19 protein-coding genes, 1 tRNA gene and 1 pseudogene are annotated in these 20,868 nt (G+C 68.7%); 11 read left to right on the forward strand and 10 right to left on the reverse strand.

The window, feature by feature from the left end; genetic code table 11:
* Window positions 1-111: 111 nt before the first annotated feature.
* Complete coding sequence (locus tag NO364_RS11700; RefSeq protein ID WP_257627617.1) at window positions 112-1,101, forward strand: hypothetical protein; 990 nt, start codon at window positions 112-114, stop codon at window positions 1,099-1,101.
* Window positions 1,102-1,105: 4 nt separating this feature from the next.
* On the opposite strand, the gene NO364_RS11705 is transcribed toward NO364_RS11700, so the two are convergent.
* Together NO364_RS11705 and NO364_RS11710 are read right to left on the reverse strand one after the other, a co-directional pair.
* The gene (locus tag NO364_RS11705) at window positions 1,106-1,234 is read right to left on the reverse strand and encodes a hypothetical protein (RefSeq protein WP_257627618.1); all 129 of its coding nucleotides are present in this window, start codon (window positions 1,232-1,234) and stop codon (window positions 1,106-1,108) included.
* A 145-nt stretch (window positions 1,235-1,379) separates the two neighbouring features.
* Window positions 1,380-1,531, reverse strand: a tRNA-Met gene (locus NO364_RS11710).
* 159 nt (window positions 1,532-1,690) lie between these two features.
* On the opposite strand from NO364_RS11710, the gene NO364_RS11715 reads away from it, so the two are divergent.
* Window positions 1,691-2,662: a DUF7115 domain-containing protein gene (locus NO364_RS11715; RefSeq protein WP_257627619.1), complete on the forward strand. Its 972-nt coding sequence runs from the start codon at window positions 1,691-1,693 to the stop codon at window positions 2,660-2,662.
* Here the strand turns inward: NO364_RS11715 and NO364_RS11720 are convergent, their stop codons facing one another.
* Window positions 2,663-3,040 carry a DUF5830 family protein gene (locus NO364_RS11720; RefSeq protein ID WP_157690663.1) on the reverse strand — a complete coding sequence of 126 codons (378 nt, stop codon included), beginning with the start codon at window positions 3,038-3,040 and terminating at the stop codon, window positions 2,663-2,665. It lies immediately after the preceding gene.
* A 79-nt stretch (window positions 3,041-3,119) separates the two neighbouring features.
* Between NO364_RS11720 and NO364_RS11725 the strand changes: the two genes are divergently transcribed.
* Window positions 3,120-3,758, forward strand: a complete 639-nt coding sequence (locus NO364_RS11725) for a VTT domain-containing protein (protein ID WP_257627620.1) — start codon at window positions 3,120-3,122, stop codon at window positions 3,756-3,758.
* Here the strand turns inward: NO364_RS11725 and gpmI are convergent.
* Genes gpmI through NO364_RS11740 form a run of 3 tightly spaced genes read right to left on the reverse strand, consistent with a single transcriptional unit; the run spans window position 3,744 to window position 7,757 of the window.
* Window positions 3,744-5,258 carry a 2,3-bisphosphoglycerate-independent phosphoglycerate mutase gene (gpmI, locus tag NO364_RS11730; RefSeq protein WP_257627621.1) on the reverse strand — a complete coding sequence of 505 codons (1,515 nt, stop codon included), beginning with the start codon at window positions 5,256-5,258 and terminating at the stop codon, window positions 3,744-3,746. The genes NO364_RS11725 and gpmI overlap by 15 nt on opposite strands.
* 44 nt (window positions 5,259-5,302) lie before the next feature.
* A complete protein-coding gene (locus NO364_RS11735; protein WP_257627622.1) occupies window positions 5,303-7,228 on the reverse strand; it encodes a coiled-coil domain-containing protein in 1,926 nt (641 codons plus the stop codon).
* A 7-nt stretch (window positions 7,229-7,235) separates the two neighbouring features.
* Entirely contained in the window at window positions 7,236-7,757 is a 522-nt protein-coding gene (locus NO364_RS11740; RefSeq protein ID WP_157690659.1) for a hypothetical protein, read from the reverse strand.
* Between the two features lie 240 nt (window positions 7,758-7,997).
* On the opposite strand from NO364_RS11740, the gene NO364_RS11745 reads away from it, so the two are divergent.
* The 4 genes from NO364_RS11745 (at window position 7,998) to NO364_RS11760 (ending at window position 11,010) form a co-directional block, all read left to right on the forward strand.
* Window positions 7,998-8,279, forward strand: coding sequence for a hypothetical protein (locus tag NO364_RS11745; RefSeq protein WP_157690658.1), 282 nt, complete (start codon window positions 7,998-8,000; stop codon window positions 8,277-8,279).
* Between the two features lie 72 nt (window positions 8,280-8,351).
* On the forward strand, window positions 8,352-9,041 hold the full coding sequence (locus NO364_RS11750; protein WP_157690657.1) for a hypothetical protein: 690 nt from the start codon (window positions 8,352-8,354) through the stop codon (window positions 9,039-9,041).
* Window positions 9,042-9,054: 13 nt separating this feature from the next.
* A complete protein-coding gene (locus tag NO364_RS11755) occupies window positions 9,055-10,221 on the forward strand; it encodes an ATP-binding protein (RefSeq protein ID WP_257627623.1) in 1,167 nt (388 codons plus the stop codon).
* A 69-nt stretch (window positions 10,222-10,290) separates the two neighbouring features.
* A complete protein-coding gene (locus NO364_RS11760) occupies window positions 10,291-11,010 on the forward strand; it encodes a zinc-ribbon domain-containing protein (RefSeq protein WP_257627624.1) in 720 nt (239 codons plus the stop codon).
* 234 nt (window positions 11,011-11,244) lie between these two features.
* Here NO364_RS11760 and NO364_RS11765 read toward each other — a convergent pair.
* Both NO364_RS11765 and NO364_RS11770 read right to left on the reverse strand, forming a co-directional pair.
* Window positions 11,245-11,346 (reverse strand): annotated as a pseudogene (locus NO364_RS11765) (HalOD1 output domain-containing protein); the annotation flags it as partial.
* A 133-nt stretch (window positions 11,347-11,479) separates the two neighbouring features.
* A complete protein-coding gene (locus NO364_RS11770) occupies window positions 11,480-12,316 on the reverse strand; it encodes a zinc ribbon domain-containing protein (protein ID WP_199243671.1) in 837 nt (278 codons plus the stop codon).
* 262 nt (window positions 12,317-12,578) lie between these two features.
* On the opposite strand from NO364_RS11770, the gene NO364_RS11775 reads away from it, so the two are divergent.
* Window positions 12,579-14,417 (forward strand): double zinc ribbon domain-containing protein, encoded by a 1,839-nt coding sequence (locus tag NO364_RS11775; RefSeq protein ID WP_257627625.1) that lies wholly within the window; start codon window positions 12,579-12,581, stop codon window positions 14,415-14,417.
* Window positions 14,418-14,423: 6 nt separating this feature from the next.
* Here the strand turns inward: NO364_RS11775 and NO364_RS11780 are convergent, their stop codons facing one another.
* Both NO364_RS11780 and NO364_RS11785 read right to left on the reverse strand, forming a co-directional pair.
* Window positions 14,424-14,579: a hypothetical protein gene (locus NO364_RS11780; protein ID WP_157690651.1), complete on the reverse strand. Its 156-nt coding sequence runs from the start codon at window positions 14,577-14,579 to the stop codon at window positions 14,424-14,426.
* A gap of 155 nt (window positions 14,580-14,734) precedes the next feature.
* Entirely contained in the window at window positions 14,735-17,035 is a 2,301-nt protein-coding gene (locus NO364_RS11785; protein WP_257627626.1) for an outer membrane protein assembly factor BamB family protein, read from the reverse strand.
* A 145-nt stretch (window positions 17,036-17,180) separates the two neighbouring features.
* On the opposite strand from NO364_RS11785, the gene NO364_RS11790 reads away from it, so the two are divergent.
* The 3 genes from NO364_RS11790 to NO364_RS11800 are packed head-to-tail and all read left to right on the forward strand — an operon-like array spanning window position 17,181 to window position 20,867.
* The gene (locus tag NO364_RS11790) at window positions 17,181-18,734 is read left to right on the forward strand and encodes a hypothetical protein (RefSeq protein WP_157690650.1); all 1,554 of its coding nucleotides are present in this window, start codon (window positions 17,181-17,183) and stop codon (window positions 18,732-18,734) included.
* Window positions 18,734-19,723 (forward strand): hypothetical protein, encoded by a 990-nt coding sequence (locus NO364_RS11795; protein WP_157690649.1) that lies wholly within the window; start codon window positions 18,734-18,736, stop codon window positions 19,721-19,723. Before NO364_RS11790 ends, NO364_RS11795 begins: the two co-directional genes overlap by 1 nt.
* Window positions 19,716-20,867 (forward strand): hypothetical protein, encoded by a 1,152-nt coding sequence (locus NO364_RS11800; protein ID WP_157690648.1) that lies wholly within the window; start codon window positions 19,716-19,718, stop codon window positions 20,865-20,867. The genes NO364_RS11795 and NO364_RS11800 overlap by 8 nt, the downstream gene beginning before the upstream one ends.
* Window position 20,868 lies beyond the last annotated feature (1 nt).

The following is a 20,868-nucleotide window of genomic DNA, read 5'->3' on the forward strand; positions in this document are numbered from 1 at the left end:
CGGCGGTCGGCGCGGTCGTGATCACCGTTCGTGTTCGACGGACCCGAACCACGAACGGGAGCGCGACGGCGGACCGGACACCATTTATGTCGGGGGAGCGGAGGACGACGTATGCGACGCCGCGCGTTCCTCGCTTCGGCCGGAATCGCCGCCCTCGCGGGCTGTTCGAACGGCGACGGTCCGAACGACACGACGCCGACCGGGACCGAGACCGGGACCGAAACCGGGACGGGAAGCGGCTCCGCGGAGTTCGAGTTCCTCGGGGTCGAGGCAGCCGACCAGATCTCGATCAACGTCCCGACCACCTTCGGGTTCGGCGTTCGTAACGTCGGCTCGGCGGAGGGGACGTTCACCGCGACCCTGGAGACGAGACGGGCCGGCGAGGAGTGGACACAGGCAAGCGAGATCGAGATGTCCCTCGCTGCCGGCGAGACGGGCGAGTGGCACAGCCCCCGGTTCGCGCTCAACTATCTCGACACCTACGAGTTCCGGCTCCCGGCCGTCGACGAGACGTGGTCGATCGAGACGATGCCACGACGGCTGGATTTCGGCAACTACTACGCCGTCCCGACGGGGCTGTACATCAACGTCCTCGGCGGATCGTTCGAGGCGGAGTATCCGACGAGCGACGAAACGACGAACGCCACGGCGACCCCCACCAACGGGACCGCGACGCCCGAACCGACCCCCACCAACGGGACCGCGACGCCCGAACCGACCCCCACCAACGGGACCGCGACGCCCGAACCGACCCCCACCAACGGGACCGCGACGCCCGAACCGACCCCGACGCCGAGCACGCCGAGTCCCGACGAGGGGGATATCTGGGCGGTCATGCGCATCGACGTGCGGAACCGCCTCCAAGAGCCACAGTCCACGCCCGATCCCTCGGAGTTCGTCCTCGAGATCGAGGGCGAGCGCCGACCACAGCACCAGGAGGTCAGCGACGACCCCTACGACGGCGGGGAGCTGGCGGCCCGAACCGTCGAACGGGGCGACCTCGTGTACGCCGTCCCCGAGGGGACGCGTGCACGCGACGTCACGTTGTGGTGGGAGTCGTCGCTCCCGGGCGGCGACGTGAGATCGATCTGGACGAAGTAGGCGATCAGGGGAGGGCGGCGACGGCACAGCCGGCCATCGCGACGAGCAACAGCGCGGTCGACAGCGCTTCGACCATGCAGCCGACGGGCGAGAGCACGTGAAAGACGTCACGAAGGGTGATCTCTATTTGCATTTTCGTATTCCAAACGACGATTGTATCTCGATGTTTTAGAGTTTGACGCTCCAATTCTAACTATTTATTGTATTCGTGGGCGAAAAACGTTACATACTTCTTCCGATATCGTGGACGTCGCTGTCCGAGTGAGAACGGGAAGGAGTGCCCGGGGTGGGCTCCGAACCCACGATCTCCGCATATCCCAGGTACGAGGCTCGGCGGGCCTCACGGGATCGGGAGGCTTCCAAGGCGTATCCGCACCGAAGCTCGAATACCCTATGAGTGCGGCGCTATGTCCAGCTAAGCCACCCGGGCGCACTCACTCGTAGGCAAATCGTCCCCTTGAAGCTTCCCATATCGGTCCACCTCTCGGGGACGGAGTGGCGGCGACTGGTTCGGGGCGGGAGGGGCGACGACCGCCGCCAGCGACGGACAGCCGGCAGAATTATCATCCGCGGGGGGAACACTCCGTCCATGAGTTTGCCGGAGATCGTCCAGTCTAGCCTCGACGGCGAGTCCGTGGCGGCTCGGGTCGGACTCGGCGGCGAGGACCTGCTTCTCGTGACGCCGACGCGGACGCTCGTCTACCGGGCCGAGGGCCTCCTCTCGGACGAGGCGGTCGAGGAGTTCCCGCACGACGCCGAACACGTCGGCGTCTCGGAGGGGCGACGGAAGGCGGAGATCACCCTCGATTACGGCCTCGACGGCGAGCGGACGTTCTCGGTCCCGACGAAGCAACTCGACCAGGTGATCCACCCGGTGCTCGCGGGCGTGTTGAACGCCCGGGGCGTAACCGACACCGGCGAGACGGTGAAACAGACCTACCGCTTCAGCGAACTCACCATCGTCGTCACGAGCGCGCGATTGGTGCGTCACATCGGCGAGGCCGTCTGGGACGAGGAGTACGACGAGTACCACTTCGACGACGTGACCGACCTCGATTTCGAGGAGGGGAGCGTCGCCACGTCGGTCGTCATCACCGTCGGCGGGCGACAGGAGCGGTTCAAGGCGCCGAACGATCAGGCGCGGGCGCTTCGCGAGGGGCTCGTCGAGGCCGTGTGTACGCACCACGGCGTCGACGGCCTCGACGACCTCCGGGCGGCCACGGCGACCGACGACGAGGAGGACGAGGCCGAGGAGACGGTATCGTTCGGCGAGGGGCCGGCGCCGCTGGGATCGAGCGACGGTGCGAATGTGGACGAGGGCGAGGAGAGCGAGGACGAGTCGGCGGCGACGACCGGCGCGGCGGACACCGCACCCGTCGGCGAGGGTAAAGAGAGCGGGTTCGACGACTCCGGCTTCCAGTCCGCCGGCGTCGTGGACGACCCCGCGGTCGCGCGGGAACTCGCCGAACTCCGCGAGGCGGTGGAGGCCCAGAACGAGCGCCTCGAACGGCAGGAGCGGACGATCCAGCAGTTGATCGAGGAACTCAGACAGGGCCGGTAGCTACTCCCGGCCGAGCACTTTTCGCACGCAGGAGGAGCCGAAGGGGCCGAGTTCGCCGGCGTCAAGCCGGACGAAGTGGCCGGTCGAGAGCGACGCGCCACAGCGCCGACAGTCGAAGTCGCCCTCGCGCGAGACGACGTCGCGTTCGAAGCTGACGTAGCCGCCGCGGCGGACGCGGATCCGGCCGTCCTCGCGTTCGAGGATGCCTCGCAGTTCGGCCTCGTCGAGGATCCGCCGCACGAGCGCCGGATCGGTCGTCACCGTCTCGATCCGGTCGACGGCCGCCGGGAGCGGCAACTGCTCGTGTTCGAGGTTCGCGAGCAGGTCGAGCGCGAGTTCGACGCGCTCCTTCCGGGGGGTGCGGTCCGACTCGGTCACGACCGCCCGTTCGACGGCCCCCGTCAAGAACGTCCCGACGAAGGACAACGCGTTTGGGGCGGGACGACGACCGGAGCGTATGGACCGCCGGATGCGGCTCGTCGCCGGCGCGGGGCTGTGCTCGCTCGTCGCCGTCCTCGCGTGGGCGAGTTCGCCGGCGTGGGCGCTCGGCCGCCTGGCGTGGGTGGCGGCCGATCCGCTGCGCCTGACGGCCGCGCTCGTCGTCGTCGCCGCCGTCCGGCCGCTGTTCGCGTGGCCGACGACGTTGCTCGCCGTCGTCGCCGGCTACGGCCTGGGACTCGCTGGGCTTCCCCTCGCGCTCGCGCTCGTAGTCCTGACGAGCCTCCCCCCCTACTGGCTCGCCGGGCGCGGCGTCCGGGAGGGGCGGCTCACGGCCGCGGGCGAGCGACTGGTCGCGGAGACGGGCGACCTGCGGAGCGTCGTCGGGAGTCGGCTCCTGCCGCTCCCCTCCGACGTCGTCTCGGCCGGCGCGGGCGTGGCGGGGGTCGCCCCGGGGACGTTCGCGCTCGGCACCGCGATCGGCGAGGTGCCGTGGGTGGCGGCCGGCGTCCTCGCGGGCGACTCGTTCGCGACGCTGGAGACGGCGTCGCTGTCGGCGGCGATGGATCCCCGCGTGGTCGTCGGCGCGGCGCTCCTCGCGGCGCTCGCCTTCGCCGGGCCGGCCTACCGCCTGATCGCCGGCTCAGTCGAGCAGTGACTCGCCGGTCATCGCCGCCGGACGCTCGACGCCGGCGAGTTCGAGCAGCGTCGGCGCCACGTCACACAGGGAGCCGCCGGTCCGGATGCGTCGACCGCCCGAGGGGTCGTCGCCGGGCGCGAGGTAGACGACCGGAACCGGGTTGGCCGTGTGGGCGGTGTGGGGATCCTCGGGGGTCCCCATGTCGTCGGCGTTGCCGTGGTCGGCGGTGACGAGGACGTCCCCGCCGGCGGCGTGGACGGCCTCGACGAGGCGAGCCAGCTGGGCGTCGACGGCCTCGACGGCCGCGACGGCCGCCTCGAAGTCGCCCGTGTGACCGACCATGTCGGGGTTGGCGTAGTTCAACACGAGCACGTCGGGGTCGTCGCGCTCGATGTGGTCGACGGCGGCGTCGGTGACCGCGGCGGCGCTCATCTCGGGGCGCTCGTCGTAGGTCGGCACGTCCGGGCTCTCGACGATCCGGCGTGTCTCGCCCTCGAAGGCCACCTCGCGGCCCCCGTTGAGGAAGTAGGTGACGTGGGCGTACTTCTCGGACTCGGCGATCCGCAGTTGGGTCCGGCCGGCGCCGGCGAGCGCCTCGCCGAGCGTTCCCGCCGGTTCGAACGGCGGGAAGGCGACGGGGAACTCGAAGCGCTCGTCGTACTCGGTCATCGTGACGAGGTGGGTCTCCGGGGGGTCGACGGGGTCGGGCCACGCCGGGTCGACGGCCGCGAGCATCCGGACGAGCTGGCGGGCGCGGTCGGCCCGGAAGTTGGCGACAACGACGGCGTCGCCGTCCCGGAGCGGCGGCCCTCCCTCCACCAGCGTCGGCTCGACGAACTCGTCGGTCTCGTCGCGGTCGTAGGCAGCCGCGACGGCGTCGACGGCCGTCGGCGCGGCGTGCTCGGCCTCCCGTTCGACGATGGCGTCGTACGCCCGTCGCGTCCGCGTCCAGTTCTCGTCCCGGTCCATCGCGTAGTACCGGCCGATCACCGTCGCCACGTCGCCGGTGCCGTGGTCGTCGACGGCGGCTTCGAGCGCCCCGAGGGCGTCGACGCCGGCCGTCGGCGGCGTGTCGCGGCCGTCGGTGAAGGCGTGAGTGACCGCCTCGACGTCGTGTCTGGCGGCGAACTCGATCAGGGCGTGGAGGTGTCGCTGGTGGGAGTGGACCCCGCCGTCGCTGACCAGGCCCAGCAGGTGGAGCCGTCCGCCCGTGGTCCGGACGTGGTCGACCGCCCCGCGGAGGGCGTCGTTCTCGAAGAAGGAGCCGTCGTCGATGGCGTCGTGAATGCGCGCCAGCGGTTGCGTGACCACCCGACCGGCGCCGATATTGAGGTGACCGACCTCGCTGTTGCCCATCTGGCCGTCGGGCAGGCCGACCCGTCGGCCGGAGACGTCGAGGGTACCCGAGGCCCCCGTGGCGAGAAAGCGGTCGAACGTCGGCGTGTCGGCGGCTGAGACGGCGTTGCGGCCCGGGCCGTCGAGGCCCCATCCGTCGAGGATGACCAGCGCGGCGTCCATGTCCGGAGCGAGGCCGCCGCCGGTTAACTACCTGTTGAATCGGGTCAGTGCAGGTCGAGCGTCAGCCCGAACTCGTCGAGGTAGAACTGCTCGCCGACGCCCTCGTCCGCCAGGTCGTTGAACGCCTGCTTCACGACGTGGGGGTCGTACCCCGCCTCGCGGACGTCCGCCAGGGTGACGGAGTCGGCGGTCACGTCGTCGACGTACGTCTCGCGGACGTGGTCGACACACGCGGCCACGCGCTCGGCGGTCACCGGCGGTTCGAACAGCGCGGCGTTGTCCGCGACCACCGGGTCGGTCTCGTCGTAGTAGAGGGTCCCGTCCTGGAGGTCGACCAGACAGAGGCTCAAGCGCCGGCTGAACCGGCTGCCGCCGTCGCCGTCGCCGCCGGCGACCTGTCGGCGGGCGCGCTCGGACCATCCCGTCGGCGACGCCACCGCGAGGAGGTAGTGGTAGCCCTCGCGTTCGGCCTCGTAGACGACGGGGTTGACCACGTCGAGCAGTCGGTCGACGTCGGCCGGCGCGGCGTCGAAGCCGGCGCGGACGTGGGCGTCGAGGTTGCTGATCACCTGCGCCTCGATCACGAGCGTCGGATCGCGCGAGAGGCCGAGGTACCGCTCGTCGGTGACCTCGTACCGCGCACAGCGGTTGTGCGGATACCGTTCCGGGTCCTCGTCGTCGGGGAGGAGGTCGAGCAGGCGGGCCCGGTCCGTGCGCCGCTCGCTGCGGTCCTCCCAGTAGCCGTCGGGGACGTCCCGCGCCCCGTCGGGCGTGTGGACGACCGACGCCTCGTGCATCGAGATGTCGAACCGGCCGAGGTAGTCCATCTCGAACAGCCGGGCCATCGGGGTCGTCACCACGTCGTCGCCGCCCTCGGGGTCGTCGTCGCCGACGGCGGCCTCCAGGTCGGCCCGCCGCTCGTCGAGGCGCTCGCTCTCGGCGGCCAACTGCTCGCGTTCGCGTTCGAGGCGGCGGACCTCCGCCTCGATGCGCTCGTGCTGGGCGTCGAGGTCCGACAGTTCGTCGTCGAGGATGGCCGAGGCCTCCTCCCGGACGGCCTCGCGGGCGGCCTCCTTCGTCTCCTCCCGGACGGATTCGAGGCTCGACGCCTGTGCCTCCAGGTCGGCCTTGAGTTCCTTCACCTGCTCGACCTGCGCGGCGAGCTCGGCCATCGCCTCGCCGCTGCGATCGGTGTATCGCTCGATCCGGGTCTCGGCGCTCGCGTCGGCCGAGGGGTCGAGGAGGGCGGCCTCGAGTTCGCGGAACTCCCCGCGCAGGTCGCCGTCGATCCGTTCGGAGAGGTCGGCGAGGCCGGACTCCAGTTCCTCACTCACGCGCTCGCGCTCGCGCTCGGCCTCGCCCACCGCGGTGATCGCTTCCTCGATGGTCTCGACCGTGTGGACGAGTCCCTGGGTCTCGACGTAGACGAAGAAGCCCTGTCGGATCTTCTCCCGGCGCTCCTCGTAGCGCTCGATCAGTCGCTCCATCACGTCGCGCTGGACGTCCGGATCCTCCAGCAGGTCGTCCAGGTCGCTGAGTTGCGTGGCGGTGTACTCGGTCACGAGTTCGTACACCTCGCCCTCCATCCGGCGGACGCGGGTGGCGATCTGTTCCTCGGAGAGCGCGTCGAACTGTTTGTACCGCTCGAAATCGACGACCGCCTGGAGTTCGGCGTCGACGAAATCGCCCGCCATGGCGGGCGGAACGCCGCCGTCGTCGTAGAAACTCGCCGCCACGAAGAGCCTGGCGAGGCGGAACTCGCTGCGGATGCGGTCCTCCTCGGCGCCGGTGAAGAAGTCCGGACACTCCGCGGTGAACTCGAAGACGAAATCCTCCTCGTCGGCCTTGAGTTCGTTGTACCGCTCGATGCGGGCGCGCTCCGACAGCCGTTCGAGCGCGGCCAAGTCCTCGTTCAGCACGCGATCCTTCGTGTGGGTCAGCTCCCTGTATCGCTCCTTGCAGTTGCTCATGCGTGGGTCAACTCCGCTGGCTCGCCGCGTAGTCCGTCAGTTCGGTCTCGAAGAACTCCGCCAGGAACGACGGCGCGTCCGAGTAGCCCCTGATCCGGAGCCGCACCGTCGTCCCGTCGTCCGCCTCGTCGAGTTCGTAGGCCGCCGTCGCCCGCCCCTTCTTCGTGTACATCTCGTACTCGTTGTGCGCCGCCGACTGGAGGACCGCCTTCTTCTTCGAGAGCATGTACTCGACGAACGACTCGACGGCGTCCGGCTCCGCGGGCACGGTGCGTTCGACGGTCCGCGTCGTCGGCGACACCTCCGCGCCGCTCTCCTCCAGCCGGTAGGCTCGAATCCGCTCCTCGGGGACCTTCGAGATGAGCCGCTCGTAGAGGCTGTCGTGGTCGACGTCGGCGGCGAGTCGAACCACCCCTTCCGGCCGACGCAACTCGCCTTCGGACCAGTTGTTGAAGAGATACTCGACGCGCTTTCGCTCGGCGTCGTCCGCGTAGTCGACGACGTAGAGGTACGACGGCTCGTCGGTCATCGACGGGACGCGACGATGGGGGGATCACCACACGCCCTTCCAACGCGCGGGCTCTCGACGGGGTCACTCACTGTCGGTCACGCTCGTTCGAACGTGTCGGACCCGAACCATTAAAGTGTTTCTCCGAGTGGGTTTCGATAGATAGTCTCCACTATGGAGAAACGATGTTGCTCCTGATGGGAGAAAAGTTTAAGTCAATAGATATGGACATTCATCGTGAACGTCGAGGGAACACGATACATGGCACCTGTGCACTGGCTGTCCGCCGGCGTACTCGCACTCAACGTCGTCATCGGCGTCGCGCTCGTGTTGGGCGTCTTCATGTTCATGGAGCGTCGCATCCAACTGGGCGCGTTCGGGGGCCTCTTCGCGGGGGCGGCCGTCATCTACGTCGAGGCGACGATAGGGGAGCAGCTACTCCGAGTTAGTGTCGGCGAGATGAAAATTCTCGTCCTCGCGGCGGCGTTCGGCGCAGTACTGGGCGTCGTCGGAACGGTCTTGACGGTCAAGCCGGAGCTATGAGCGACCGTCGCGCCGGCTAGGGGGCATCGTGCGGAGAAAGTATCATGACGGTACCACAACGAAACACGAATCATGGAAGTTCGAAGCTGGGTCAAAGAGAAGTTCGGCACCACCGATCAGACGCTGTTGAGCACCGAGGTCTACTCCGACAAGGACCTTCGGCGTGACAAGATCAAGCTGGAGCGCCAGCGCAACCGCATCGAGGGGGAGATCGAGGAGCATCGGACCAAGTACAAGAAGCTGGTGAAGGAGGCCGCCGGCGAGGACGAAATGCGAAAGCAGGTGCTGGCGAAGAAGGCGAAAAACCAGAAGAAGCAGTACCAGCTCAAACAGAAGAAGTACCAGAAGACCTCGATGAAGTACGGGACGCTCCTCTCCATCGAGGGGGCCCGGGAGCTACTGGCGGAACAGGGGAGCAACACGAGCCCGGATCTCGCCATCGACGACGTGATGGACCAGGATCTCCAAGTCGACGAGTTCGAAGCCAAGATGGAGGAGAAGATGGTCGAGTTCGACATGGAGGTCGACATGATGGACCGCATCCAGGGGAGCCTGGATTTCAACTTCACCTCCAGCGACATGTCGATGGACTCCGACGACGACGTCATGGGCACCATCGAGGACCTCGAGGAGGACCAACTCGACGAGGAGGAGATCGACATCGAGGACGACACCAGCGTCTCGGCCAGCGCCGAGGCGTCGGTCGACGTCCAGGCGGAGGAGATCGACATCGAGGACGACATGAGCGAACACGGGCTCTGATCGCCCGCCGACCATGGACGAGAGCATCCAGCGGGACATCCTCCAGGACCGGTACGAGAAGTACCGCACGAAGGCGGACGAACTCAGATCACAGGGAGACGCCGAGGAGGCGGCGGCGTACTACGAGCGGTGTGCCGACGCGATGGCGGATCTGGCCGAGACCGAATCCAACGAGTCGCTGGCCAAGAAACGCCGGAACCTCGCGCAGAACCTCTCGACCGTCGCGGAGAAACTCCGGGAGTCGGGGACCGTCGAGGCGGACGTCGCGGACGGTCGGGACGGTGTCCCATCCGGCGACCGGGACGCGGCCGCCGACGCCGGGGAACCGACGGCGGACGCGGACCCGGACGCGGACGCGGACGCGGCGGCGGTCGCGGAGGCCAGCGAATACCTGGAGTCCCCGCCGGATCTCGACTTCGAGGACGTGGGGGGGATGCACGACCTGAAGCGGACGCTCCGGGACAAGGTGATCGACCCGCTGGAGCGGTCGGAGCTGTACGCGGAGTACGATCTCGGCGTGGTCAACGGCGTCATGCTGTACGGCCCCCCGGGAACCGGGAAGACGCACATCACGCGGGCGCTGGCGGGTAAACTCGGCTACAACTTCGTCGACGTCGAACCCAACGACATCACGAGTTCGCTGGTGGGCGAGGCGGCGGACAACGTCGCCGAACTCTACGACGTCGCCCGCGACAACCAGCCCTGCCTGGTCTTCGTCGACGAGGTGGACGCGCTGATGCCGTCCCGCAGCGGCGGGTCACAGAAGACCCAGAGCGAGCGCCAGATGGTCAACCAGTTCCTCACGGAGTTGACCGAGTGTCGGGGCGAGGACGTCATCACGGTGACGGCGACCAACATCCCCGACGAGGTGGACGGCGCGGCGACGAGCCGGTTCCAGGAGCGGATCGAGGTCCCGCCGCCGGACGCCGAGGCCCGCGAGGCCATCCTCCGGGTCCACCTCCGGGACCGGCCGGCGCTCCCGGACGAGATCGACTGGGATCGGATCCGGCGGCTGAGCGAGGGGTACTCGGGGCGCGACCTGGAGGTCGTCGCCGACGACGCCGCCCGCAGGGCGCTCCAGGAGGCGGTCGACGCCGACGAGATCCAGCATATCCGTCAGGAGCACGTCGAGACGGCACTCGAGGAGACCGAACCGAGCCTCGACCACTGGGACGGCTAGCCGGCGGGCGAATGCCGCGGGTCGACAGGCGGCACCTTTTTTGTGGGTAGTCGATCACGGCACAGTCACATGACAGAGAGACGGTGGGACACGTGGTGGTCGAACTACTTTCTCGCACTGGGCATCCTCTCGGTCGTCGTCGCCGGCTACCTAGGGTGGACGCTGAGCCAACAACCCCGGATGGGGGGGATGGGGTCGGTGATCGGGGTCGTACTGGCGCTCTTCGGCGTTACCGCCCTGCTGAACGTGGGGATCGGCCTCTGGATCAGGCGGGGGAGCGCGTACGCGTGGTACGTGGGAATGGGGCTGCTCGCCCTGTCGGTGCTCGGATCGCTCGGCGGCGGCGGGGAGGCGATGGGCGGTGTCGCGGTTTCGGGGATCGGACTCGTCCTCGGCTACCTCGCGCGGGACGACCTCCTCGAATCCAAGACGGTGACCGAGGACGCGTCGTCGACCCCGGCCGAGCCGACGGGAGCGGGCGGCGGTCGGGACCCCGACCGCCGGCCGAACCGCGAGGGGGAGACGGCGCCGCGGGACCGACCCGCCTCGACGGCCGACGACGCGGCGGGGGCACGACGGAACGCGGGCTCGGCGTCCGGATCCCCCGAGCCGGCGGCAGAGACAGGAGCGGAGGCGGGGACGGCCCAGTCGATGGACGCGGAACGACCATCCTCGGCAGCGTCGCCGGAGTCCGGCAGCGAGGACGGGACGAAGTTCTGCCCGTACTGTGGCGAGGAGATTCCGGACCGGGCGGACCACTGTCCGTACTGTTCGTCGTCGATCCCGTAACCCGGGGCGACCGGACGCCCAACTCCGTCGAAATCCACCGGGGCAGCCCGCAACAGCCGCCCCGTGTGTTCGCGCTAGCGATGTGATTCGATCCTGATGATCGGGGTCCCGCTCCTGTCGGCACTGATCGTGGTTGTCGTCGAATCGGCCTCGAACCGGAGGGTGATTGAGATTGTGTTCTTGGAAGAGTCGGTCGAGCGCGTCAGTGTCGATGTCCTCGTTGATGAGCCACTTGAGGATATCCTCGTCGTGGGCCTTCGCAACCGCCGTGACGACGGCCGTGCTCAGCTCTTCGTCCGCGTCCGGCTCGTAGTAGAGATCCGCCGTGTCGTCCATACGTGCAATTCGGCACTCGACACCAAACCCGTCGGTACCAGTATATGCTGGCGTAGTGACCCGTCGGGTGGAGAACGGTGTCGACTGCAGTGGGTTTCGGCGGAGCGCGACTCCACGGAGGGTTACGGCCGCCTCAGAGGTCGGCGCCGCAACTGATACACGTGTTCCACTCGGGGTCGACCTCCTCGCCGCAGTGTGTACAGAAACGGGTCGCGTCGGGCGACCCGCCACCCCCGTCGCCGGCCGCCGATCCGCCCCCCTGGGAGTGCGATTGCCGGTCGGTCCGGGCCGGCTCCCCGGCCCGTCGGTCGGCGGTCCCCTGACGGCGTTCCCGCTGGGCACGATCGCCCTGCGGCTGTGATCGGCCGCCCTGGCCCTGTGGCGGCCGGTCGGCCGCGGCTCGCTCGCCGCCGGCCCGACCGCCGTCGGCGCCGGCCTCGGGTTCGGCGGAGGCGGTGATGTCCGACCGGTTGACGACGCTGTCCTCGACCTGCGTGCGCTGATCCTTGACGGTCTTGCTCTGGTCGACGCGGGTCGTGCTCTGGTCGATGGTGTCGACGTTGGTGGTGCTTTGATCGACGTGAGTCTGCTGGTTCTTCCGGTCGACCATGTCGCCCTGCACGTTCGTCACCTGGTCGGGCCCCTTCTCGACTTCCTTTTTTGTTTCGAGGTACTCCTTGCCGGCCTTGGCGACGGTTTCCTTGGCCGCCTGTCGTTTCTTCTTCGCCATGATCGTGTAGTCGTACAGCCCGAGCAACATGACGACGAGGATGGCGAACGCGGAGGCGCCCAGCGCCGACCCGCTGAGGTTCCCGACCGCCAGCGCCAACCCGACGAGCAGGAGGATGATCGCCCCGATCCGCAGGAAGCCACTGAACTTCGAGAGGTTGTCCGGCGCGTCGATGTCCGGATGGTCCCCCGCGACCGCCGCCCCGTACAGTACGACCGACAGTGTTTGCGCGACTACCATACTGCCAGCCTGCGAATCGACCGACTTTAATCTTGGCCCGAGCGACATGTTCGAATACAGGGAGGTATCGTCGACACCGTCGGCGCCCGGACCCCGACCGGGCTTTCGTCGGGTGGCTGTCGGTGAGAGGCGACCGGACGGGACGGGCACGGGCGGACGGGGCAACCTTTATTCCCATCCTCGTATCATGTTTTCCGATAACGAGGTTCTCGGGGCGTCCCCGGTGGGGGTGGGCGCGGCCGTGAGCCACGGGAGACAACCAATGCCTTCGACATGCCCGAACTGCGACGGACGTGTGCCATCGGACGGCGACTTCTGTCCGAACTGCGGGGAGTCGCTGTCGACGAACTGTCCCGGCTGTGGGGAGTCGCTACCGATCGACGCCCAGTTCTGTGCCAACTGCGGCCAGGACCTCACCAGCTCCACCGGCCAGCGGGGATCGGGGAACGCCGCGGGAGGCGGCAGTTGGCGACTGGGCGACGACGAGTTCGCCAAGCGCGTCGACGGCGCCGCCCTCGACGGCGACGGACTGCTCGCCACGCTCAGCCGGCGAAAGGACGTCGAAATCGAGGCCGGTAATCGGGCGCTCCTGCTCGAGAACGGGAAGCTCGTCGAGACGCTCGAGGCCGGCAAACACAAGCTCGACAGCCTCGGCAAGCGGATCCGAGAGCTCAGATCCAGCCACAACCTCACAGTCGTACTGGTCCAGGAGGGGCGGACCACCGTCGCCCGCTCGTTCGACGACATCCGGACGGCCAGCGACTACCTCGTCGACGTCACGGTCGAACTCGACGTGGGGATGCACGACCCACAGACGTTCTTCCGTTCGATGATGGCCGACCGGGACGTGCTGACGACCGGCACGTTCAACCAGTTGCTCGGGCGGGCGATCCGGAACGCCCTGGAGGCGACCATCTCGGAGTACGACCACCAGGAACTCTACGGGAGCAAGGAGGTCAAGCGTCGCGTCGCTCGCGAAATCGAGGAGCAGTGTCGCTCGGTCCTCGAGAGCAACGGGCTCGAACTCGTCGAACTGGTCTCCTTCGACTACGACGACGACCGGGGCGAGATCCGTCAGGGCCGCAAGGACGTCGACATCCGCGAGGAGAAAGAGGAGATCAAGGACCGCGAGAGCGAGCTGGACCGGCGGGGGCGCGAACGGCAGACCGAGGACAAGGTCCACGGGGAGAAACAGCGCGTCCGGAAGGAGTCCGCCGAGATGAGTGCCGACCACACGCTCGACAAACAGGAGGTCGAGCAACAGCAGGAGATCGACGACAAACGGCGCCGGCACGGCCACAAGGCCGAACGGGAGGACGTCGAACACGAGGAGGACGTGCGGACCTACCGGACCGAATCCGAGGTCGAGCGCGAGGACATCCGCCACGAGCAGGAGATGAAAGAGCGGGAGCAGGAACACGAACAGGACGTCTCCGAAATCGAGGATCTGGTCGACCTCAAGCGGAAGAAAGACGAGCAGAAACTCGACAAGCAGGAGCGCAAACAGGAGATGGAGATGCAGAAAGAGAGCCACGAGGTGGACGTCGAGAAGGAGCGCCTCGAGGCTCGCGACGACGTGGACGCCCAGACCCTCGCCAGCATGGAGGATACGGACGAGGAGATGATCGACCTGGCGAAGATGGACAAGGCGGAGAACCTGAACGCCGACCAGCTCGACTCGCTGGGCGCCCAGAAGAGCGACGAACTGGCGAAGGCCCGTCAGGAGGCAAACAGCGCCGAGAAGGAGCGCGAACGGGTCGAGGACCAGAAGCAGTTCCGCGAGGAGATGCAGGACATGATGGAGGGATCGATGGATCGCATGGAGCGAACCACCGACAAGGCGATGGACAGCATGGGCGGCGCGGCGGAGGCGGCCGCCGAGGACACCTCGGACAACGTCATCGTCAGCGGCGAGGGCGGCGACTCGTCGGGCGGGGACACGACCATCGTCCAGGGCGGTCCCGGCGGGGGTGGCGACGGCACCACCGCCGAATCCGACGGCGGAGCCGACGAGCCCGAGAAGATCATCGTCTGTCCGAGCTGTGGCTCCGAGGAACCGTACGCCAACGACTTCTGTATGGGGTGTGGACAGGAGTTCTGACCGGCGTCAGTCCTCGGTGATGAAGAAGGCGACCATCGTATCCTCCCAGCGGGAGAACTGCACGTCCGTCACGTCGTGGTGGTCGAGGTAGGCGTTGATCTGGGACTCCATCTCCTCGATGCTCGTGGATTCGTACTGGAACTCCAGCACCTGCACTTGCATGTCCGCCCGTCCGGACGAGCGGGGTATATGCCTTCGGGCCGGCGTCACACCGACGCCACGGCGGACGTTCCGTGACACAGGGTCACGACGGTCGTCGGGTGAAGCGTCACCGACGACGGGCCCCGGTTCGGCCACCGGCCACGGCACGCGGGCGGTCACTCCCCGTCGTACAGGTCCGCGAGCGCGTCGCGCAGGTAGACGATGTCGTCGTAGCGGTCGGCCTTTTCCTTCGCCAGCGCCGTCAGTACCACGTCGTCGAGCGCGGCGGGGACGTCGGCCACCTCGCTGGGCGGCCTCGGTCGGTCGTCCAGTACCGCGCGCACGACTCTCGTGCGCTCGCCCTCGAACGGCGGCCGGCCGGTGAACAGCTCGTAGAACACCGCCCCCAGCTGGTAGACGTCGGTGAGGTCGTCGACCGACCCGTAGGACTCGTCGAACTGCTCCGGCGCGGCGTAGTGGGGCGACACCCCCTCGACGCTCGCCGAGTGATCGAGCAGGTGTTTCGACAGCCCCCAGTCGGCCACCTTCGGGACGTCCCAGGCCCCGTCGACGGACCGAAAGAGGACGTTCTCGGGTTTCAGATCGAGGTGGGCGACGCCGCGTCGGTGGGCGTGGCGCACGCCCTTCGTCACCGCGAGGGCCGTCCACAGCGACTGCTGGACGTCCATCGTCCCCGCCCGGTCGCCGAGGTGGCCGCCGTCCATGTACTCCATGGCGATCCACGGGAGGGGTTCGGCCCCGTAGTCGACGACGCCGACCACGTGGTCGTGGTCGTCGAGTTTGTCCCACGTTTCGGCCTCGGCCAGCATCCGCTCGACGGTGTCGGTGTGGAGCGTCCCCGAGAGGCGTGGCTTCTTGACGGCCAGCGTGACGGTGCCGTCCGGGGTCGGTGCCGTCGCCCGGACGACGTCGGCGTTCCCGCCGCTTCCGATGATGCCCGCCTCCGTGAGCGCGTCGTACGCGACCGAGACGTCGGGTGCGCGCGGGATCTCCGTGGGCGGTCCCCCCGGCGGTCGGTTCCCGGTCGACGGCCCGTCCGCCGGCCGTTCGACGGGGTCGTCGCCGGGGGCCGGCGCGTCGGCCGCGGTGCCGAGCGAGACGTCCGCGAACCCATCGGTCGCCTCGTCGGGCGTCACCGGGGTCGATCCCGCGTCGGGTGACGGTCCGGAGTCGGCGTCGGCCACGTCGCTCCGTTCGGATCGTGGCGACGGTGTGGACCCGGAGTCGTCCGCGGTATCGGAGTGTCGGGACGGGGACGCGGAGCGACCGCGGCGCGGCGACGCGGGGCCGGGACCGTCGAACGCGGACGTCGTCCCGTCCGATCCGCCGGACCCGTCGCCGGAGCGGCGCAGCCACCACCAGCCACCGCCCAGTCCGGCGGCGAGCAGGCCCGCGGCCGGCAGGACGACCCCGCCGTCGCCGCCCGCCGCGTCGTTTTCGGGGTCGCCCCCGTCCGACGAGTCGCCACCCGCCGGGGCCGCCGTGGACGTCGCGGTGGGGGTCGGCGTCGCGGTGGGCGTCGGGGTCGTGGGCTCGCCGGCGACCGCAAGCAGGAAGTCGTCGGCCGCCGTCACGTAGACGGTCCCGTCGGCCACCGCCGGGGAGGACGTGATGTCGTTCGAGTGGCCGTCGTACGCCCACAGCCGGTCGCCCGTCTCGGCGTCGAACCCGTACAGCGTGTCGCCATCCGCGAGGTAGACCGCGCCGTCGGCCACGGCTGGCGAGGAGCGCCGGTCGCCGGGGTCGGCCGACCATCGCTCCTGGCCCGACGCCGCGTCCAATGCGTACAACGCCGTCCCGGCCGCGAAAACGGTCCCGTCGGCTACCGCCGGCGATGCGAACCCCCAAGCGTCGTCGGCGTCGGCCGTGAACCGCCACCGCTCGGAGCCGTCGTCGGCCGACAGCGCGTAGACGGCCCCGTCGGTGCTGCCGACGTAGACGGTGCCGTCGACGACTGCCGGCGAGGAACGCACCTCCCCGTCAGTCTCGAACGTCCACGCCGGCCGTCCCGAGTCGGTCGGGAGAGCGTAGACGCTCCCGTCGTTGCTCCCGACGTAGACGGTGCCGTCGACGACCGCCGGCGAGGAGAAGACCTTCCCGCCCGTCCGGTACCGCCACCGTTCGGACCCGTCGGCGACGGGGAGTGCACGGACGTAGCGGTCGTTGCTCCCGACGTAGACGGTTCCGTCGACCACCGCGGGCGACGACGTCGGGCGGTTGTCGTCGGCAAACACCTGGCCGCTCGGGCCCGCCGAGGCCCACGTTCGGTCGACGTCGGCGACCGGCCCGGAGACGGCCGGCGCGTGTCCGGTGTTCGCGGCGTCGCGGTGGTGTTGGGGCCACGACTCCTCCGAATCGGACTGGGCCGCCGCGAGTCCGGTCGCCCCGTCGACGGCCGAGTATCCGGCCGCGGCGCCCGCGGCCGCCCGCAGGAACTCCCGTCTCCTCGGCGCCATACGGTACGAACGTGCTCTAGGACCCTCATAACGGTTTTCCCGCGGTGTGACGGAGTCGATCGTCCGAACGGGGTGGACGGGGTCGAGGGCCGACCCCCCCGGGCCGGCCCCAGATTTATGTATCGGGTGGAATATCTCGGATCGTATGAGTTGTCAGGCACCGGGGATGCTCGGGGACGACGGTCCGGTCGACGATCGGGTCGCCAGGACCGAAGTGTTGGCTCGGGCGTTCGCCGACGCGGCAGGGGAGTTTTTCGAACGGCGGAAACAGTACGAGGACGCCATCGAGGAGGCCGAATCCGAGAAAGATCGGATGAAAATGATCGGAATCGGAGGAGTCGGCGTCGGGGTCCTCCTCCTCGTGGTCGGCGTCGCCGGCGGGAACGGGGCGTCGCTTCCGCTGATCGGGATCGGACTGCTGGTCGCCGCTGCGGGCGGCGCGTACGCGTACACACAGTACCAGGCGGCCGAGGAACGGATCGAGGAGAACCGCCGGAACCTCCGGGAGAACGAACCCGACGGGGAGGTGTCGTTCGTCTCGCAGGTGACGGTCCCGTTCTATCTGGTCCCGTACCAGGAGCGGTTCATGATCTTCGACGGCCTCGATCAGGCCCCCGAAACGCGACTGGAGCTCGCGAACATCGACGGCGACGCACTGACGAGCGAGGCCGAGCGGTACGGGGAGATGATCGACACCTTCGAGGAGACGCTCGGCGGTGAGTCGGTCGTCTCGCCGGAGTTCGCCGAGCAGTTCGCGCCGGACGTGGCGGAACACGGACGGCTCGAACGGCCGTTGCTCGATCGGATCGACGCGATGACCGACGTCGCGTCGTCCGTCTCCCACGACGTGGTCGACGTGAACGTCCACGCGAACGACGCGAAAAGCGAGAGCATCCGGACCTTCGCCGAGCGCGGGGCGTTCCGGGAGGGGAGCGACCTGCCGAGCGTGCCGACCCGGCGGTCGGCGGCCGAGAGCGAGGCGGCGGTCGACGAGATCCGCGGCGTCGAACAGGAGGCAGTGAGCGGCGACCTGCTCTCGCAGGCCCGCGAACAGCGGACGTTCGTCAACGAGACGGCGACCGAGTTCGCCGAGCGACTCCAGACGAACGAGGAGGCGGTGAACGACCACTACGGCGCCTACGCCGAGTCGGCGGAGACGGCCGTCCACCGCCACGTCTGTGCGGAGTGTCTCGCGGAACGCATCGAGGACATCGACGGTCGCCTCGATCTGGTGTCCGAGATCCTCAGTTCGGAGACGGGGAGCCTGGGTGCGGCGCTGAGCGACCGCGACCTCGACGAGGGGTACGACGGCAAGTTCACCGAGAAGATCCGCAACGACATCCAGCGGGAGATTCCCGAACTCTCGGAGACGCTCAAGCGGGCGTACAACACCCTGCCGGAGCTGGGCGCCGGCGGCGGACACTGTGAGGTCCACGGCGAGGTGCAGACGACGCCGGTCCCCGACGGCGGCGCCATCTTCGGCGAAACCTGGCGGAGCCTCTACTACGCGTTCCGCGAACCGATCATGGAGAGCGCCGACGACCTCGAACGCGACGCCGAGGAGGTCAGACAGAACAAAGAGCAGAAGATGATCGACATGACACAGTACGAACAGATCAAGGAGCGGGCCGAGCGCGACTACCACCAGGTCAGGTCGGATTACGAGGCCGCGAAGACGGTCCAACGGAGGCTCCGCTAATGGCCGAGCGCGACAGGGTTCGGATCACGAATCCGGGCGACGTCGGGGACGCCGCGGCCAGGGGCATCAAGAGTCAGATCTCCAAGCTCAACAGTTCGATCGAACAGACAAACCGGGAGATTCAGAACCTCGAGAAGCGCATCGGGGAACTGGAGCAGAGTTTCGCGCGGATCGAACAGACGAAGGCAGCGGCCCGGGCGGAGGCGATGGAGGACCTGGTCGACGATCTCAAAGAACAGGTCGACGAGAAGCGCGCGGAGTTCCAGCGGCGCCGACGCGACGTGCTGGAGGATTACCGCGACAGCATCCGGCGGCTGAAGGACCGGTTCGTCGGGACCATCTCCGGCAACCGCGAGCAGTTCGATCAGGTGGAGTCTGAACTCGCCGATATCGAGGAGCGTCGAGGGGAGACGGCGGCGGCCGCGGGCCGGTTGAGCGACGGGGCAGCCCGGGAGTACGATCGGCGTCTCGACGCGGTGATCGAGAGCCGGAACGGCTTCCTGTCGGCGATCAACGACTTCCTCGACGACCGCGAGACGACGGCGGAGACCATCGACTCGCTCCAGACGCCGCTGCCCGGCGTCTCGGGAGTGACGACCGTCGAGGTGCCGTTCTGGGTGGTCGGCATCGAGCGCGACGGCCGGGAGGAGGTCCGGGTGTTGCCGGTACTGGCACGCGGGAGCGGCGACGCGTCGGCGACGCGCGCCCAGCCGTACGTGAACTACCTCCGGGAGCATCCGACCCACAGCTACGGCGACATGGCCGACGCGGTGTCGGAGTACGTCCGGCGAGACGAGGTCCGGGACCGGCTGGCCAAACAGGACGGCGAGTTCGCCGACCCGGACGTCCTCCGGCGGCGCGACGAGACGCTCGATCGGTTCGTCGACGCGCTGGCGGAGTACCAGCTGGACGGAGACGACCGATCCGGGGAGGCGTCCGGGAGGGCGACCGACGCGGCGGAGCAAACGGAGGTGGCGGCGGATGACTGAGGAGGCGAAGGGCGCGATCACCTCGGAGAAGATCGAGACGGATAACACGAACTTCGCGACGGTCAGAGCCGACCAGACCTGCGAGGAGGTGCTCGTCCCGCGGGAGAACGCGTACCGACAGCTCAACTGGCAGATCACCTTCGAGAAGGGCTCGGTCTACAAGCCACAGGAGGACGTGGGCATCTACGCCGACGAGGTCGACTGCAAGTACGGCGTCCAGATCCGGGGGGACGTGTTCGGCCGGAGCGCGGTCGGGCTCGAACACGGCGGCGCGGCCCACTCCGGCGCCGACCGTGCGGACGGGGAGACGCCGGTCGTCGGTGCGCGGGTCATCGGGTCGGTGCTCTCGGATGGACAGGTCGACATCACGGAACCCGCGTCGCGGATGGACGACTGGGAGCCACGCCCGGTCCGGGTGTACGGCGACGTGGTCGGCGATCACGTGACGGTCGAGGCGCCGACGGTCGTCTACGGGACGGTGAGCGCCGAGACGACCCTGCGGGCGAACGCCCCGCTGGTCGTGGTCGGCGACGTGCGCTCGGAGGGGATCATCGAGGCGTCGGACCTGTTCGCGTTCTCGGTGAGCGCTCGGGACGACGTGACCCTCGGCCACAACGTCGCGGTGATCAACCCGGAGCTCCGCTCGGACGAGGGGAGCCTGACCATCGCGGACCGGGTGGGCGTCCTCACCCCCGACCTCCTGGAGCGGATTCACGAGGGGAACGACGTCGACGCGGTCGGGCCGTGGGTGTTCGACGTCGACGCCGTCTGGGAGGGGTCGGTCCTGGTGCCCCCCGACGTCTCGGATCACGGGCAGGGCCAGGTCACCAGCCGCGCCTGGCGGACCGTCGAGGAACCGACGGAGTCGCGGTCGAAGGCGCGCCGGCTCTTCGAGTCGATGATCGAGCGGACGCGCAAACGGCCGCCGGACTTAGAGGAGTTCCGGTACGCCGGCGTCGGGTCGGCCGCCGGCGGGACGGAGATCACCGTCGAGGGCGACATGGTCGTCGGGGAACAGGAGAAACGCGTCGACGAGAGCACGACCGCGGTCGACCGGAGCACGGAGGTCCACGACGAGAGCACGACCGTCGAGGACAGCGTCGTCAACCGGTCTGACCTGAGCGACGGCGACGGGGAGGACTGAC

The sequence above is a fragment of the Haloplanus salinarum genome (genome assembly GCF_024498175.1).
GTDB lineage: Archaea > Halobacteriota > Halobacteria > Halobacteriales > Haloferacaceae > Haloplanus > Haloplanus salinarum.

Coding starts and splice junctions, on each gene's coding strand:
- NO364_RS11700 (WP_257627617.1), top strand. CDS start 112: ATGCGACGCCGCGCGTTCCTCGCTTCGGCCGGAATCGCCGCCCTCGCG.
- NO364_RS11705 (WP_257627618.1), bottom strand. CDS start 1,234: ATGCAAATAGAGATCACCCTTCGTGACGTCTTTCACGTGCTCTCGCCC.
- NO364_RS11715 (WP_257627619.1), top strand. CDS start 1,691: ATGAGTTTGCCGGAGATCGTCCAGTCTAGCCTCGACGGCGAGTCCGTG.
- NO364_RS11725 (WP_257627620.1), top strand. CDS start 3,120: ATGGACCGCCGGATGCGGCTCGTCGCCGGCGCGGGGCTGTGCTCGCTC.
- gpmI (WP_257627621.1), bottom strand. CDS start 5,258: ATGGACGCCGCGCTGGTCATCCTCGACGGATGGGGCCTCGACGGCCCG.
- NO364_RS11735 (WP_257627622.1), bottom strand. CDS start 7,228: ATGAGCAACTGCAAGGAGCGATACAGGGAGCTGACCCACACGAAGGAT.
- NO364_RS11740 (WP_157690659.1), bottom strand. CDS start 7,757: ATGACCGACGAGCCGTCGTACCTCTACGTCGTCGACTACGCGGACGAC.
- NO364_RS11745 (WP_157690658.1), top strand. CDS start 7,998: ATGGCACCTGTGCACTGGCTGTCCGCCGGCGTACTCGCACTCAACGTC.
- NO364_RS11750 (WP_157690657.1), top strand. CDS start 8,352: ATGGAAGTTCGAAGCTGGGTCAAAGAGAAGTTCGGCACCACCGATCAG.
- NO364_RS11755 (WP_257627623.1), top strand. CDS start 9,055: ATGGACGAGAGCATCCAGCGGGACATCCTCCAGGACCGGTACGAGAAG.
- NO364_RS11760 (WP_257627624.1), top strand. CDS start 10,291: ATGACAGAGAGACGGTGGGACACGTGGTGGTCGAACTACTTTCTCGCA.
- NO364_RS11770 (WP_199243671.1), bottom strand. CDS start 12,316: ATGGTAGTCGCGCAAACACTGTCGGTCGTACTGTACGGGGCGGCGGTC.
- NO364_RS11775 (WP_257627625.1), top strand. CDS start 12,579: ATGCCTTCGACATGCCCGAACTGCGACGGACGTGTGCCATCGGACGGC.
- NO364_RS11780 (WP_157690651.1), bottom strand. CDS start 14,579: ATGCAAGTGCAGGTGCTGGAGTTCCAGTACGAATCCACGAGCATCGAG.
- NO364_RS11785 (WP_257627626.1), bottom strand. CDS start 17,035: ATGGCGCCGAGGAGACGGGAGTTCCTGCGGGCGGCCGCGGGCGCCGCG.
- NO364_RS11790 (WP_157690650.1), top strand. CDS start 17,181: ATGAGTTGTCAGGCACCGGGGATGCTCGGGGACGACGGTCCGGTCGAC.
- NO364_RS11795 (WP_157690649.1), top strand. CDS start 18,734: ATGGCCGAGCGCGACAGGGTTCGGATCACGAATCCGGGCGACGTCGGG.
- NO364_RS11800 (WP_157690648.1), top strand. CDS start 19,716: ATGACTGAGGAGGCGAAGGGCGCGATCACCTCGGAGAAGATCGAGACG.